At 33.3% G+C, this 16,832-nt stretch carries 13 protein-coding genes; 4 read left to right on the top strand and 9 right to left on the bottom strand.

Annotation, left to right across the window (positions count from 1 at the left end; all coding sequences use genetic code 11):
- Positions 1–74 precede the first annotated feature (74 nt).
- The 5 genes from truB to ACZ451_RS02960 form a co-directional block, all read right to left on the bottom strand.
- Positions 75–785: a tRNA pseudouridine(55) synthase TruB gene (gene truB, locus ACZ451_RS02980; protein ID WP_464215604.1), complete on the bottom strand. Its 711-nt coding sequence runs from the start codon at positions 783–785 to the stop codon at positions 75–77.
- Positions 786–798: 13 nt separating this feature from the next.
- Positions 799–1,596: an undecaprenyl-diphosphate phosphatase gene (locus ACZ451_RS02975; protein WP_464215603.1), complete on the bottom strand. Its 798-nt coding sequence runs from the start codon at positions 1,594–1,596 to the stop codon at positions 799–801.
- Position 1,597: 1 nt separating this feature from the next.
- Positions 1,598–1,867 (bottom strand): DUF3098 domain-containing protein, encoded by a 270-nt coding sequence (locus ACZ451_RS02970; RefSeq protein ID WP_464215602.1) that lies wholly within the window; start codon positions 1,865–1,867, stop codon positions 1,598–1,600.
- 60 nt (positions 1,868–1,927) lie between these two features.
- Positions 1,928–2,806: a cell division protein FtsX gene (locus ACZ451_RS02965; RefSeq protein ID WP_464215601.1), complete on the bottom strand. Its 879-nt coding sequence runs from the start codon at positions 2,804–2,806 to the stop codon at positions 1,928–1,930.
- Positions 2,807–2,874: 68 nt separating this feature from the next.
- Complete coding sequence (locus ACZ451_RS02960) at positions 2,875–4,839, bottom strand: T9SS type B sorting domain-containing protein (protein WP_464215600.1); 1,965 nt, start codon at positions 4,837–4,839, stop codon at positions 2,875–2,877.
- Between the two features lie 191 nt (positions 4,840–5,030).
- Between ACZ451_RS02960 and ACZ451_RS02955 the strand changes: the two genes are divergently transcribed.
- From ACZ451_RS02955 to ACZ451_RS02940, 4 genes are all read left to right on the top strand, one after another.
- Positions 5,031–8,048, top strand: a complete 3,018-nt coding sequence (locus ACZ451_RS02955) for a class I tRNA ligase family protein (RefSeq protein WP_464215599.1) — start codon at positions 5,031–5,033, stop codon at positions 8,046–8,048.
- Positions 8,049–8,114: 66 nt separating this feature from the next.
- A complete protein-coding gene (locus tag ACZ451_RS02950; RefSeq protein ID WP_464215598.1) occupies positions 8,115–8,369 on the top strand; it encodes a SemiSWEET family sugar transporter in 255 nt (84 codons plus the stop codon).
- A gap of 258 nt (positions 8,370–8,627) precedes the next feature.
- Positions 8,628–9,713, top strand: a complete 1,086-nt coding sequence (gene ald, locus ACZ451_RS02945) for an alanine dehydrogenase (RefSeq protein WP_464215597.1) — start codon at positions 8,628–8,630, stop codon at positions 9,711–9,713.
- Between the two features lie 176 nt (positions 9,714–9,889).
- A complete protein-coding gene (locus tag ACZ451_RS02940) occupies positions 9,890–10,588 on the top strand; it encodes a zinc metallopeptidase (protein WP_464215596.1) in 699 nt (232 codons plus the stop codon).
- Positions 10,589–10,671: 83 nt separating this feature from the next.
- On the opposite strand, the gene ACZ451_RS02935 is transcribed toward ACZ451_RS02940, so the two are convergent.
- The 4 genes from ACZ451_RS02935 to ACZ451_RS02920 all read right to left on the bottom strand — a co-directional run bounded on the left by ACZ451_RS02935 (position 10,672) and on the right by ACZ451_RS02920 (position 16,778).
- Entirely contained in the window at positions 10,672–12,987 is a 2,316-nt protein-coding gene (locus tag ACZ451_RS02935; RefSeq protein ID WP_464215594.1) for a TonB-dependent receptor, read from the bottom strand.
- An 84-nt stretch (positions 12,988–13,071) separates the two neighbouring features.
- Positions 13,072–14,931 (bottom strand): serine hydrolase, encoded by a 1,860-nt coding sequence (locus ACZ451_RS02930; protein ID WP_464215593.1) that lies wholly within the window; start codon positions 14,929–14,931, stop codon positions 13,072–13,074.
- A gap of 146 nt (positions 14,932–15,077) precedes the next feature.
- Positions 15,078–15,728 carry a GIN domain-containing protein gene (locus ACZ451_RS02925; RefSeq protein ID WP_464215592.1) on the bottom strand — a complete coding sequence of 217 codons (651 nt, stop codon included), beginning with the start codon at positions 15,726–15,728 and terminating at the stop codon, positions 15,078–15,080.
- Positions 15,729–15,764: 36 nt separating this feature from the next.
- Positions 15,765–16,778 carry a DUF6624 domain-containing protein gene (locus ACZ451_RS02920; protein ID WP_464215591.1) on the bottom strand — a complete coding sequence of 338 codons (1,014 nt, stop codon included), beginning with the start codon at positions 16,776–16,778 and terminating at the stop codon, positions 15,765–15,767.
- Positions 16,779–16,832: the final 54 nt, after the last annotated feature.

Genomic DNA, 16,832 nt, shown 5'->3' with positions numbered 1-16,832 from the left:
TATAACCGCTATTTCTGAAAATTATTTTAACAACTCGATGAACGGTTTAACGCAATTACTAAGTAAAACTAGTATTATTTTTCCGCTATTGGACCAATCTGTGTATTAAATTCTTCAATAGTAACAGCTTTATCTACGTTATAATCCCCTATTTTGGTTCTTCGTAATGCTGTTAAATGTCCGCCAGATTGTAATGCTTTCCCAAAATCGTATGCTAAAGAACGAATATAGGTTCCTTTACTACAGACTACTCTAAAGGAAATTTCTTGGCCTACAACTTTAGTAATTTCAAATTCTGAGATGCTTATTTTTCTTTTTTTAATTGCTACAGTTTCGCCTTCTCTTGCATATTCATAAAGTCTTTTGCCATCTTTTTTTAAGGCTGAAAAAATGGGAGGTACCTGTTCTATCTCACCCATAAATTGTTTGGTAGTTTCTTTTATAAGTGTTGTAGTAATATGTTTGGTTGGGTACGTCTGGTCAATTGCGGTCTCTAAATCATAAGAAGGTGTTGTAGCGCCTACAGTAATTGTACCTGTATATTCTTTAGTTAATCCTTGTAAATCGTTTATTTTTTTGGTGAATTTACCAGTACATATAATAAGTAATCCAGTAGCTAAAGGATCTAAGGTGCCTGCATGGCCTACTTTTATTTTTTTGATCTGGAACTTTTTTCGAATACGCCACCGAATAGCATTTACCGCTTGGAAAGAAGACCATTCTAAGGGTTTGTCTATCAATAAAATTTGCCCTGCTAAAAAAGCTTCTTTTGTAAATGATTCCATTTGCTAACTTAAATTATGGATTAAAAAAGCCATATCCAATGGCTATTATACCAACAATAAGGCAGTAAATAGCAAAATAAGACAGTTTACTTTTCTTTACCAATTTAATCATCCAAGTACAAGCGGCTAAACCAGCTACAAAAGCAGCAATAAAACCAGCACCCATAGCAAAATTATGTTCCCCAGAAAAAGTGATATCACCACTTAAAAGATCTTTTGCTATTTTTCCAAAAATTAATGGAACTACCATTAAGAAAGAAAAACGAGCTGCTTTTGTTTTATCCACACCTAAAAGAACAGAAGTAGAAATGGTAGCACCACTTCTAGAAATACCAGGGAGCATAGCAATTGCCTGAGAAATACCAATGAGGAACGAGTTTTTAAAAGATACTTTTTTTTGAGTATCCTTTGCTTTATCAGCAAAATAAAGGAGCACAGCAGTAATTAAAAGCATAAAGCCAACAAACCTTATATTTCCACCAAAAAAGGATTCTAATTGTGCTTCAAAAAATAAACCTACAAAAACAGCAGGTAACATAGATAGGATGATCTTTACAGAAAACTGTGTTTCTTCGTTCCATTTAAAACTAAGGAGCCCTCTTAAAATTTCCCAAACATCTTTCCTAAAGATAACAATAGTACTTAATGCAGTTGCAAAATGTAGGATTACCGTAAATAATAGACTTTCTTCAGGTATAGAATTATCACCTAAAATAGCTTTGCCTAATTCTAAATGTCCACTAGAAGAAACAGGTAAAAATTCTGTTAAACCCTGTATAATTCCAAGAATTATAGCATCTAAAGTATCCAAATTATTTACGTTTCTTGTGTGGGTTTACTAATATGGCATATACTTCTATTCCAAATCCAATAAGTACTAGAGTAGGTGCTAAACGTATTCTTCTAAAATTATAGATTTCTGGATTAAACACATTTGGGTCATCAGTTCCACCGCCACTCATCAGTATAAAACCTAGCGCTATACAAGCCAAGCCTATAAACATGAACAAATAGTTCTTTTTTTGAAATATAAATTCTTGTTTTAAGCCTTGTTCAGTATTTTTTTTGTTTTTACTCGCCATGTCGCAAATTTAATGAAGTCAGTTTAAATTTTTACAGATAAACTATAAATTATGGTTTTCTTAATAATATAAACTATCGGTTCTAAGATTTAAAAAACGTTGTGTTGCAAAATAAGTGCTAATATATGAGATGAGTATGCCTAATAAAAACACACTTACAAATAAAATAATTAAAATAGTAGGGTCATCAAAAAGTCCTAAGGCAGGGTAAGTACTATCTATATAATACAATAAGCCTGCTAAGGCAAGTAGTGCTAGTAATGCTCCAAGTATTCCTAGTTTTATATTGGTCCAAATAAAAGGCCTTCTAATAAATACTTTTGTAGCGCCAACCATTTGCATGGTTTTAATAATAAAACGTTTGGCATAAATAGATAAGCGGATAGAACTATTAATAAGAAGTACTGCAATAAAGGTAAAAATACCGCTAGCTACCAAAATCCAAAACCCAATACGTTTTACATTATTGGTTAAAAGACCTACTAAAGGTTTGTCATAACTTACCTCTTCTACATAGCCTTTGGTTTCTATATCTGTAGCAATTTCCTGTATTTGTTCTGGCGACACAAAGGCTGCTTTTAATTGCACATCCAGCGAGTTTTTTAAAGGGTTGTACCCTAAAAATTCAATGAAATTTTCGCCAATAGCTTCACTGTGTTGTTCTGCAGCTTCTTCTTTTGAAACATAAGTTGCAGATTTGGTATAATCTGCCATGGCCAAACTTTTTTGTAACTGATCAATTTCTACCTGTTTTGCATTATCTTTTAAAAATACAGATATGGTAATCTGCTCTTTAAAATGATTTGCCATTTTTTGCGTATTCAAGACTAGTAAACCTAAAATACCCAATAAAAAGAGGACTAAAGCAATGCTCAGGACTACAGAAAAATAGCTGGATATTAATTTTCGTTTTTGATAGCGTTCAAAAGATTTACTCATAATTTATGATAACATAGGTAAAAGTAGCAAAGTAAATTTAATTTAAAAATAAACTAAGCCTAATAGCTTTATCTTTTTAAGGTAATATGACCTTTAAAAGTAGTATTTCCATTAAAAGCAGGGTCATTAATTTGTATCACATACCAATAGTCACCAGTAGGGAGATTGTTGTTTAAATAGGTGCCGTTCCACTCTAAGGGAGCGTTAGTACTATTTTTTAAGAGTTTTCCAAACCGATCAAAGATGTTTATCTCATAGGAATCAAAAAAGGCTATTCCACTTAAATCAAAAGTATCGTTAATAAGATCTCCGTTTGGCGTAAAGAATTTAGGAATATTAAAATGAATGTATTCTTGTGTGACTGGGTTGCATAGAGATTCTCCTCTTAGCCTCACAGAAATCGTATATCTGCCATTTTCAATATTTGTAAATATAGTACTGGACTGGTAATTAGATCCGTCTATGGAATATTCTACGTCACGAGTATTCATCATATTCACAACAATATCAGATGCATCAGATACAATAGTATCAATAACAGGTAAGTCTATTTGGTTTACGATAAAGGTTTTAGGTAGACTTGTACACATGTTTGTATTCATAACTTCTAGAGTATAGCTACCAGGTGTGGTTACTATAATTTCTTTAGTCATTTCTCCTGTACTCCATCGATAGCTTACATTATCGATATCTGCATCTAATACTACTTCATCTCCTTCACAAAAAGTTATAGGAGGTTCATCTATGAGTATGGGAGCGGTATTAATGGTATAAGTTACAGGAGTTCTTATAACAGCACTACAAGTATTTAAATCTGTTGCTAGCGCTTCAGCATAGTAAGTTCCAGGTGCTGTTGGCTGAAAAGTAGAACCAGATGTCAATATACTTCCACCAGTTGCAGCATCATACCAATTTACAGTAACGCCATTTGGAACAGTAACACTTAGAGTACCTTGCTCATTATCACAAACAGAAATATTGCCTCTACTTGTGGGAGCGTCTGGTTGAGAAATGACATTAAAAGAAAAAATATCGGAGACGATATTACAGGTAACTTTATCTATATTATTCCGATTTTCAGCTATTTTAACTCTGTAATACCTAGGTTCATTAATTTCTGGAGTAGTGAAAGTATTACTTCTTGCTAGGTCAATATTTTTCCAATCATCAGAGTTTTCAGGATCACCAGTGTTTTCTTGCCATTGGTAGAAAAGAGTGGTGCCAGCACCAAAAACAGAACCATCTGGAAATGCTGTTAAAGTAGTAGGAGGAATAGACATGTTTTTACAAGCTGTTACAGCTGTTTCATTTACGGGGTTTTCAACCGTTACGGCATCACCACATGTTTTAAAAACAATATCATCAATAGCCAAATCATTACCACAACCACCAATAGCATTATTCAGCATTTTTAAAATTATACTAGTTTGTCCAGCTTTAGTGGTAAATAAAAGTGAGCGTTGCTGCCATTGTGGAGTTGTTGTTCCAGGAATGTCTCCTGTATCATCCTCATTAAGAGGAACCAAGTTCATTGGATCACTAGCATCTAAAATCTGAAATTTTATATTGATAGGCATTCCACCATTAGCACAGTTAGGGGTAGTAGATGGTAACAAATTAAGAAAACATGCAGAGAATTCATAGGTAGTACCTTCACAAAGCCCTGTTATAGTTGTAGAATAAAATTCACCTCCATTAAGAATATCATCAGCATTTATAATAAACATTCTGCCATTTGTGTCACCTTCTGTATGATCGGGCGTATTGTGAAATCCAAAACCAAAAGAACCAGAAGAACTAGAAATAGTATAACTACCATCATCAGGTCTAACAGGATCATAAGTATATGTTGTTTCACCAAATTCATCTGCTTCAAACAAAGTAATAGGGTTGGTGCCAGTTCCAAAATCTATTTTTCTAATAGGATCACCAGAATTACCAGAACATTCTCCAAACCCATCAAATGGAGGCTGAGCGTGTACAGAAAAAGTAACTAATAGCGACACTATTAGTAATAGTATTCTAAAATTCATTTCATTATAGTTCAAGATTTTAAAGATAAAAGTTTTTAAGAGTTCTTAAAACTATTTTACGATTACTTGCTTAACTATCGGTTGTATGCCTATATTTCCCTTTCCTCTTTCAGGGATTAAACTTATTTTTGCCGGGGTATCAAGACAAAAAGCATCTACAAGATGTAAAGTCTTCAACAAATCATAAGAAAATGAATTACAATTTCACTGAAATTGAAGCCAAGTGGCAAAAATATTGGGCAGAAAATCAAACGTTTAAAGCAAGCAATACTTCCGACAAAGAAAAATTCTATGTTTTAGATATGTTTCCCTATCCCTCTGGAGCAGGCTTGCATGTTGGTCACCCTTTGGGGTATATTGCAAGTGATATCTATGCACGTTATAAGAGGCATAAAGGCTTTAATGTATTGCATCCGCAAGGATATGATTCTTTTGGTTTGCCAGCAGAGCAGTATGCCATACAAACGGGGCAACACCCTGCAATTACAACAGCAACGAATATTAAAAGATATCGAGAGCAATTAGATAAAATTGGTTTTTCTTTTGATTGGAGTCGGGAAGTACGTACCTCAGATCCTAGTTATTACAAATGGACGCAGTGGATTTTTATTCAGCTTTTTAATTCTTGGTATAATAAAGATATCGATAAAGCTGAGAGTATTGAGACGCTTGTTGCTATTTTTAAGACGGATGGTAGTGCAAGTGTTAGCGCCGTTTGCGACGATGAAATTGAGGCTTTTTCTGCGACTGATTGGGCTAGTTTTTCAGAAAAGAAACAACAAGAAATTTTACTACAATATAGGCTTACTTATTTGGCTGAAACAGAAGTTAACTGGTGTGCGGCATTAGGTACTGTTTTAGCAAATGATGAAATTGTAAACGGCGTATCGGAACGTGGAGGACATCCTGTGATTCGAAAAAAAATGACACAATGGAGCATGCGTATTTCTGCCTATGCGCAGCGTTTGTTAGATGATTTAGATACGATAGATTGGCCTCAACCATTAAAAGATTCGCAAACCAATTGGATAGGTCGTTCTCAAGGCGCTTCTGTCATCTTCCCTGTTCAAGGTGCTGATGATACTGTAGAGGTTTTCACCACTCGCCCTGACACTATTTTTGGAGTCACTTTTATGACCTTAGCTCCAGAGCATCCTTTGGTAGAAAAAATAACTACTGATGCCAGAAGAGATGAGGTAAATGCTTATGTAGAAGCTACAGCTAAACGTTCTGAACGAGATAGAATGGCTGATGTAAAAACCATTTCGGGAGTATTTACCGGAGCCTATGCCGAACATCCTTTTAGCAAACAACGTATTCCAATTTGGATTGGCGATTACGTGTTAGCTAGTTACGGAACGGGAGCTGTAATGGCAGTACCTTGTGGTGACCAACGTGATCATGATTTTGCTTCGCATTTTAATATTCCCATCAAAAATATTTTTAAAGATGTTGAGGTTTCTGAGGAAGCTTTTACCGATAAAGAAAAAACAATTATAACCAATTCCGACTTTTTAGATGATTTGGGCTATAAAGAAGCTAGTGAAATAGCAATTAAAACCTTAGAAGCACAAGGAAGCGGACAAGGGAAAATAAATTACCGTTTGCGTGATGCTGTTTTTAGCAGACAGCGTTTTTGGGGAGAACCTTTTCCGGTGTATTATGTAGAGGGCATGCCGCAAATGATTGACGCAGCACATTTGCCGATAAAATTACCAGAAGTAGAAAAGTATTTGCCAACAGAAACAGGAGAGCCACCTTTAGGGAATGCAACGACTTGGGCTTGGGATACAGAAGCGAATAAAGTTGTAAATAACAGTGAAATAAATCATAAAACAATTTTTCCGTTAGAATTAAATACCATGCCAGGTTGGGCTGGGAGTAGTTTCTACTTTAACCGTTACATGGACTCTACCAATGAAGAGGCTATTTTTTCTGAGGAAGCTATTAACTATTGGCAAGATGTAGATTTATATATAGGCGGTAGCGAGCATGCCACAGGGCATTTATTATATGCCCGTTTTTGGCAAAAGTTCTTATATGATATGGGCATTGTGCCTAAAAAAGAGTTTGCTAAAAAACTGATTAATCAAGGAATGATTACGGGAACATCTGAGTTTGGATATATAACTGGTTATAAAACTGAAAAAGGTTTAGGAGGGAAAAGAGCATCCAATACGATGTTTATGTTGAAAGAAGAAGATGATGGTAATCTTAAAATGATTTCACATTATACAGAAGATGTTAAATATATATTTTTTAGTTCTGATTATAAATATATAAATGAATATAAAGAAGGTAAATTATCGGCTCCTTTCAATGAAGTTATCCCTCATAGATTTGATGTCAAATTTGTAAATAATAATGAACTGGATATTGACGGATATGTTGGGGCTAATCATTTTTATGAAAATTCCATTTTTATGGTACAAAAGGGATATTGGTACAAAGGAGAGTTTTTTGATTTATTAAAAAATGGGTCAAAAAACTTTAAGACTTATCAAGAAGTAGAAAAAATGTCCAAATCCAAGTACAATGTCGTCAGTCCAGATAGCATTTGTGAAGATTATGGAGCGGATAGTTTGCGTTTGTACGAAATGTTTTTAGGGCCTTTAGAGCAATCTAAACCTTGGAATACGGCAGGCATTACAGGAACACATGGTTTCCTTAAAAAATTATGGCGTTTGTATCACACAGGTCCAGATAATTCTTTTTACGTTACTGACTCCCCTCCTTCGGAGGGGTCGGGGGAGGCTTTGAAAACACTCCATAAAACCATAAAAAAAGTTGAGGAAGATATTGAGAACTTTAGTTTCAATACTTCCGTTTCTACCTTTATGATTGCAGTGAATGAATTATCTGCTCAAAAATGTACCAATAAAGAAATATTAGAAGCCTTAATTATTTTAGTGTCGCCTTATGCGCCACATATTGCAGAAGAACTATGGAGTAAACTAGGAAATACAACATCTATTGCTATGGCTCCTTTTCCAAAATTTGAGGAGAAGTATTTGGTAGAAAGTAGTAAAGAATACCCTGTTTCTTTTAATGGTAAAATGCGTTTTAAATTAGAATTGCCTTTAGATATGGCTAAAGACGAAATTGAAAAAACGGTAATGGCACATGAAAAAACACAACAACAATTACAGGGCCGTACGCCTAAACAAATAATTATTGTGCCTGGTAGAATTATTAATATAGTAGGCTAATTTTTAAAATATACTAAAGGATTGTTGGTTATTATAGTTTAGCATCATCCTAATAAATAAGGAGTAATGGACGGAATAGAAATTATAGGTCTTATAGCAGCTACAATTACAACTGCATCATTTGTACCTCAGGTGTATAAAGTTTGGAAAGAAAAATCTAGTAAAGATATTTCGCTAACCATGTATACCGTTTTGTTTACAGGTGTTGTACTTTGGGTTATCTACGGTTTTTATATCAATAGTCTATCGGTACTTCTTGCTAATATTGTTACAGCAGTTTTAGTATTGCTTATTTTGCTTTTAAAATTAAAATATAAGTAAATTTTAAAACACAGTTGATAGGTAGAATAGTGTGTAAACTGCTAATTATTACTATCATTTTTTTTATTAAACTTTATTTTTTGCAATTTTTTTGTTAAAAAGATAAATATTAATCACTTATTGTGAAATTTCTATCGAATTTCTTTCTTTTTGTTTGTTTTTACATGAATTTTGGGGCGACTAATTATAATTAACATTGATGTAATTAAGTAGTTGTATTTCAGAAATATGACTGCTTTTTTTAATAAATTCAAGGGTATGAAAGTAGGTATTCCTAGTGAAATTAAAAACAATGAGAGTCGTGTAGGGATGACTCCAGGTGGTGTTTACGAACTGATTAAGAATAAACATGAAGTGTTTGTGCAATCAAATGCTGGTATTAATAGCGGTTTTTCTAATCAAGCATATGCAGATGCAGGAGCAACAATTCTAGATACCATAGAAGAAGTGTATGCAGTTGCAGATATGATTGTTAAAGTAAAAGAACCTATAGAAAAAGAATACAACCTAATAAAGAAAGACCAGATTGTATTTACATACTTTCACTTTGCATCTAGTGAGCCATTAACTAAAGCAATGATTGCAAGTGGTTCTGTTTGTATTGCCTATGAAACGGTAGAAGATAAAAAAGGAGGATTGCCCTTATTAACTCCAATGTCTGAAGTGGCAGGTAGAATGTCTATACAACAAGGGGCTAAATATTTAGAAAAGCCAGTAAAAGGTAGAGGTCTTCTATTAGGTGGCGTACCAGGCGTATCACCAGGAAAAGTATTAGTAATCGGAGCAGGTGTAGTAGGTATGGAAGCAGCAAGAATGGCAGCTGGTTTAGGGGCTCAAGTAACGATAATGGACATTAATATGGATCGTTTGCGTTATGTAAATGATGTACTACCACCTAATGTAGTAACTGAGTTCTCTAACGAATATAATATTCGTGAACACGTACAAACACACGATTTAATTATTGGGGGTGTTCTGTTAAAAGGGAAAAAAGCTCCAAACTTAATCACTAGAGATATGCTTAAGACCATGAAATCTGGAGCAGTTATCGTAGATGTGGCAGTAGATCAAGGGGGCTGTGTAGAGACAACAAGGCCAACAACACACGAAGATCCAATTTATATTATAGATGAAGTGGTGCATTATTCTGTTGCAAATATGCCTGGAGCAGTGCCATATACATCTACTTTAGCATTGACTAATGTAACTTTTGGGTATGCATTAAAAATAGCAAATATGGGTTGGGAAAAAGCTTGTGCTACTGATGATGGACTTAAAAAAGGATTAAATATAGTTGCTGGAGAAGTCGTTTACAAAGAAATTACTGAAGCTTTTAATTGGTAATCAATTAAAATTTGATATAGAAATACCGTATAATCCTGCCAAAATTTCTTGTTTTTCACTAAAATAAGAATTGGCGGGATTTTTGTATTTTACTATTTAAGGTTCTTAAAAATTATTTGCTGTGAAGCTTGAAAGAATCTTTAGTATATTTAATAAAATTTTAAAATTGAATAATTATGTTCGGATTTGATATTGGCTACATTGTAATAGCTGGAGTTTTTAGTTTGATAAGTATGTTGGTGGGGAGAAAGCTAAAAAGTAAATTTAAATACTATTCTAAAGTACAATTACGCAATGGAATGAGTGGTGCTGAGATTGCTGAAAAAATGCTTGCAGATCATGGTATTAGAGATGTAAAAGTAATTTCAACCCCAGGAATGCTCACAGACCATTATAACCCAGCTAATAAAACAGTAAACTTAAGTGAAGGGGTATACAACCAAAGAAATGCAGCCGCAGCCGCAGTGGCAGCTCATGAATGTGGGCATGCGGTGCAACATGCAAAAGCATATAGTTGGCTACAGATGCGTTCTAAATTAGTACCTGTTTTAAACATAACATCACGTTTTTCTATGTGGGTTATTTTTGGTGGGTTAATGTTAATGAATACCACAGCTATAGGAGGTACTATTGCTTGGGTAGGTGTTGGACTTTACGGAATTGGTACTTTATTTAGTTTTGTAACGCTCCCAGTAGAATATGATGCAAGTAACAGAGCATTAGCGTGGTTAAAAAACAGAAATATAGTAACTCCAGAAGAATATAAGGGTTCAGAAGATGCTTTAAAATGGGCGGCAAGAACATATGTAGTAGCTGCAATTGGAGCCTTAGCAACCTTATTATACTTTGCAATGCGAGTTGCAAGTAGAGATTAAAAGAGTTATTCTATAGCTAAAAAAGCAAAACCTCAATATTGTTATGATATTGAGGTTTTTTATATAAAATGAGTCACTTTATTTTAAAATTCAATTTTATAATTAATAAAAGGGATAAGACCTAATTGCAAAGAGTTTTGAATAGCGCCTGTATCTTGATTGTAAAAGAAGCCATCTATATTATTCTGATTTGTAATATTTTGAATATCTAGCGATAAAATATGAGACACTTTAGGTCTATTTACGCGGTACGATATGCTAAAATCAAATCTAGAATAGTCATCAAATAATAGCGTATTTCGTAAACTTTGATCTAGTAAGGTCTCACCAGTTTGGTTAAATGTTTCAATATCTAAAGGAGTGCCTCTTTGCCCTCCATTAAGCAAGAATTTTCCATTGATACCTAAAATATTTTTTCCCTTTATAGTAAACTCTTTTCCCCCCACAAAATTAAATACATAATTGTAATTAAATCTACTAGCATACCAATTGCCATCAGCGGCTTGGTATTGCGAATCATAAATGGAGGCTGTTGTTAGAAAGTAATACTGATTAGAAAAGAATTTTTCTAGTGTAATTTCTAAACCATAATTAAATCCTTTTCCTGTATCGATTAATTCATCATTTATAAATCGGCCGTTAATAAAAGAATCAGTTATTAATGGGTTTTTAACGATGGCTACATTATTTAAGTCTTGATAATAGGCTTCTATTTTAAGATGCTCTTTTTTCATTAATTGCCAATCATAACCTAAGATATAGTGCGTGGCTTTCATTAAATCTATAGCAGTATTGGGTGTTTCATCACCTATTTTTATAAAATATTGATTTAAAGGCATTCTACGTGAATGAACCCCAAAACCACCACTTATTGTATGTTTAGGGTGCACTTTATATTCAAAGCCTAAACGGGGCTCAATAACAAAATTATTATTTAAAGAAAATGATGTGGTATGCACTCCAATAGCTGTAGAAAAAGACTTTGTAAAGCGATGTTTCGCTAAAGCAAAACTTTGAAACATAGTAGCGTTATCATTTTCATCCACAATACTATTGGATATATTGTTTTCTGTGGCATCTGTGCTTACATCATATTTTAAATTACTATATATTGCACCGGTTTTCAAAGTTGTTTTTGCATTAAATTTCTGAGTATATTCAAAATTTAAGCGCAATGCACTATTTCTCAAGAAATCACTATCGCTAAATGTATTGTTATTTTCAATATTTCTTTCAGAAAACACAAAATCACTCTCATTACCCGAGTATGAAATACGAGAATCTATTTTACTGCCTTTACCAAAGAAATGGGAGAATGTAAGACCAGATATATAAGTTTTTGACTCAAAAATTTCACTCCTTAAAAATCCATTTTCTTCAGTTTCATCTGTATTGTCTTCTGATATTCCACCAATTCCCCAAATGGCTAATTTTGAGGAAGTTCCAATAGGTAAATTTATTTTGAATGATATATCCTGATATGTAGGAATTCCATCATCAGAAATTTCTATGATATTATTTAGTAAACTTAGGGTAGAATACCGATAATTAACTAAATACGATCCATTGTATTCTTTATGGAATGGTCCTTCTGCTGCGATATCTGTTCCTAAAATTCCAAACTGAAAGGCATATTCTTGTTTGTCTGTATTACCATTACGCAGTCCAATATCAAAAACTCCAGATAATGCATTTCCGTAATTTGCAGGGAAAGCACCCGTAAAAAAATCAGATTTACCAAGCATATTTGTACTCAGTAAACTAATAGCTCCAGGGGAATACCCTTCTTCAGAAAAATGATTTGGTTCGGGTACTTCAATACCTTCTATACGCCATAAAAGTTGATTAGGAGCATTACCACGTATGATAATTTCATTCGTTTCATCATCAGAATTTGATACACCTGCAAAAGATAATGCCATTCTTCCAGGATCACTAATACTGGCAGGAAAGCGCTTGGTCTCTTCAACACTAAAAGATCTAGAACTAACGGTGGCAATACTATTATTGGGTTTTCTGGCATCTTTTTTTGAAGTGATTACAATTTCATCGAGCTGGTTAACCGCTTCCGTTAGTCTAATGGTTACATAGACTTCCTTGGCTGAGCCTACCAAAATTTCTGAGGCAACATAGTCTTCAAACCCTAAGTAAGTAAATGCTAAAGAAACTCTACCTACTGGAACATTATCCAGTCTAAAGTTTCCATTTTCATCTGTGACTGCCCCAATCGGTGGTTCTGAACCCAAAAGCAGAACGTTTACACCTAAAAGTGGTTGAGTGGTTTCACTATCAACTACAGTTCCTTTTACTGTCTGAGAAGGATTGTTTTGAGCAATTGCTATTGAAAAATTAGCTAAAAATAATGCGATTGTAATAATTGCTTTTTGATTGTTTTTCATACAGTTATGATATTTTTTATGTTAATAAGCATCTACAAATCATATATTCTATTGATAATACAGATTTAAATGCGCTGAGGTAATTTATTTTTTGGCTTCAATAGTAATTGAACGGTATAAATTTTCGCTAATACTACTTAAAGTGCCTTTGAACCCTTTTGGTAGCATAAAAAAATCTCCTGTTTGGAAAGTGCTTTGCTCGTTATTATTTAAAGTAACTTTAATACTGCCCTCTAATACATGAATGCATTTTTCGTTTGGATTGTTTTTTACGATAAAATTCCGAGGCTTTTCTGCTTCAAGACTTATTTCTAGCTCCGAACCAGAAAAAAGGGTGTTACAATACGTTCCGTTTTCATTTAGAAGTATGCCCTTTCCAGAAATCATATTTTTATCAATCAGAAATGGTGTATTTGCCTTGGAGCTATCTTTTTTGGCTGTTCGTTTGTTAGCAATAATGGATAATTCTAAATGATATTTTGGATTTCCAATGGTTTTTATATTCCCTTTAAACCCTTTTGGAATTATAATGAAATCATTTGCAGAGAAACTGCTGATACTTGTTGTTTTAGATTTTATAGCAATATTTCCTTTGGTTAAATGAATAAACTCTTCAATAGGAAAACTTTTAAAATCTTTAGATGCGGTACTACTGGAAATTACATACGCACTAATTTCTTTGCCTTGGTATATTTTACTCTGAAAAAATTCTCGTTTTGGCTGGTCTTTTAAATGAATTGGCTTTAAATCAGAACCTGATAATCTAGCTTTATCCAGTAAAATTGGTCTTATAAATTCTACAGGTGCTGGCTTGTCAATGATAGCATCGTGTACTAATGCTTGGAATGTATTTCTTAGATTTAATTGACGATAAGGAGATAGCTGAATCATCATGATATAGGCTAAGTCTTGTTCTGGCTCTATTCTAAAATAGGTCCCCACAGCACCGCCCCAACCATAAATTTTTCTTCCGTTTTTTTCTGCAATAGAAAAGCCTAAACCAAAACCAGTTTCACCTGAAACAATACGTAGCCTTGGGGTATGTTTACGGACAGAGTTTAAATGGTCTTTTAACATTAATTCTAATGTCTCAGGTTTTAAAATTTGATGGTTAAATAGTTTGCCTTTGTGGAGTAACATGCGAGAAAAATTCAAATAATCATCGGTTGTAGAAACCAATCCGCCACCACCTTTATAAAAAGTAACTTTATTGGCAAAACTGCTTTGTTTTGCTGTTTCAGCAATTTCGAGTTGCCCATTTTCACCAGCGCGATAACCCGTAGTAAGGTGTTGAATTTTTTCTTCCGGAAGCTGAAAATGAGTATTGTTCATTTTTAAAGGACTTAATACGTTTTCTTGGAGATATTGGTCTAGCGATTGCCCTGATAAAACCTCAATGAGGTAACCACATACATCTGTAGAAAAGCCATACTCATATGAAGTGCCGGGTTCAAATAATAAAGGGAGTTTGCTTATTTTTTTAATAAAATCTTTTAAATTCTTGGAGCTTTGCAGATTTTCTTGCCTATATAAATTGTTTAGTGTTTCATTAGGGCTTCTTCCATAACTAATGCCAGAACTATGACGCAATAAATCGATAATAGTTATAGCATTTTTAGCTGCTATAATATTGTTGTTTTCATCTAAAACTTTCATATGCTTTAATTCTGGAATATAAAGATGAATAGGATCATCTAATTTAAATTTCCCTTGTTCATAAAGCTGCATTAATCCCACTGATGTAATGGGTTTTGTCATTGAAAAAATTCTAAAAATACTTTTAGCATCAAGTACTTTTTTATGTGCTACATCTGCATAGCCATAAGAATCATAATGTACCAGTTGATCTTTACGAAGAATAGCGGTCTGTATACCTGCTAGTTTACCATTATCTACAAATGCATGCAACTCTTTTTTTAAAGTTTCTATCTTTTTGCTAGACATCTGTACAGACGCTGGTGATGTAATTTTTAAATTATTTTGTGCACAAGAACTAGTGAGAAAAAAGAGGAAAATTACTTTTAGAAACTTGTTTGTTCTGGATATTGCGTGATTAGAGCACCCTATCATAACTATATGTTTTTGCAATTTTAATTTGCGTTTATAATACTCCCGCTTCCAGAATTCGTAACATCAATGCTTGCATTTCCCTTATAAAAAATAGATCCACTGCCTGTGTTCATTCCACTTAAATTTGTGGTGCAAAAAATTTCACAATCTCCAGACCCAGAATTATTTATGCTACAATTTTCAGTACTAAAACGGAATGCCTCTATTTTACTACTTCCGGTATTAATACAATTAAAATTGGTAGATGCCCCATCAAGCCTTATGAGACCACTTCCTGTATTTTCTACTGTTAGGTTTTCTAAGTTATCGAATCCAGAAATTGTATGATTGCCACTGCCAGTAGCTTTAAACTTAGTAATTTTTGGTAATCTAATAGTAGCAGTAACACTTATATCATTATAGTTATTAGGAATTAAATTAATTTCAAGAGTATTATTAACTACAGTAGTAGTAATATCAGAAACAATATTGTCATCTGCGGTTATTGAAAAATTCTGTTCCTTTCCATACGCAAGATTTACGTTTATTGAACTGGGACTTAAAATATTCTCGAATGATGCTAATTGTTGTTCTTGTGTTATTAAATTTCCTGAGCCTTTGATAGCATTATTTTTAGAACAAGAAATAAGAATACATAATACAGTAATTGAGATGAATTTAAAATAGTTCATATAAGTATGGTTTTTGGTTTTTTTAGAAATGCTACCTTATTTAGTAGCTTTAATTTGATTAATGGTATGCATTAGGGCATTTTCCCAAAACTCTAAATCTGCTTGTTTAAGATTTTTAAAATCGGGATTGTTATTAAATTCATCCAGATTTTTATATCCTTTAAAAACTGCTTTTAACAAATAGGAGGAAGCCCATTCAATATCTTTATGATTTGACAATGATATTGCTCTAGAAGCTTCTACATAATCTTCCGCTTTTGTATAACCATCAGAACAAAGTGCTACAGTATATAAGTTTGCAGCCTCCAAATAGTTTTTAGCTTTCATAGCTTCTTTAGCTTTTTTGCTATTTGTATTGTAAGCATTTTCAAATGCTTTGGCTCTTTGGATCGCCTCTTTTTTTGAGGGTACTGTATATTCAAAATTTAAAGACAAGGCATAATCTTCTACATGTTGTTGAATATTCATTTGTTTACGACGTTCTTGTACAGCCCATTCATCTGCTATTGGCTGAAAATATGCTTTGTCAGCATTTAAGTTATGATTTGTAGAACTTTGAGTGGCATACAATTGTTTTTCTCCACGCGCAAGCTGCACTCTATCATACAAGTATGCGTAATTGCTAGGATTTGCTAATTTTTTATCTAATGCTTTTTCTAACAATAAAAGACACTTCTCTTGAAATAGTGGATTTCTATCTGCATGTTGAACTATCAACCAGGCGATATTGCTCGCTTTTTCGCCTACTTTATCAAATGTTGGCCAACCATATGTGTCAACTATTTCTACCATTCTTGCAGTATTGCTACGGTCTACTTCAATTAACTTCTTTACAACATTTTTATACTCTTCAGTTCCTTTTTTACCTTTTTGATGTAATTTGATGTACTTGATTCTGTACTTCTGATCATTTTTACGGAGTGCTATTATTTCTTTACTGATTTTGGGTAATGTTATTTTTTTTCCTTTCCATTTTGTTTGACAATTTAGATTTGTTGCAAAAATGATTAATACAATAAATGTAGCTGAAATGTGTTTTTTTAGATTCATGATTTGTTCTTTAAAAATGATAGATGATTGATGTGTATACTATAATTTCAATAG

Source organism: Allocellulophaga tsushimaensis, assembly GCF_055383085.1.
This window is presented reverse-complemented; position numbering and strand designations above follow the sequence as displayed.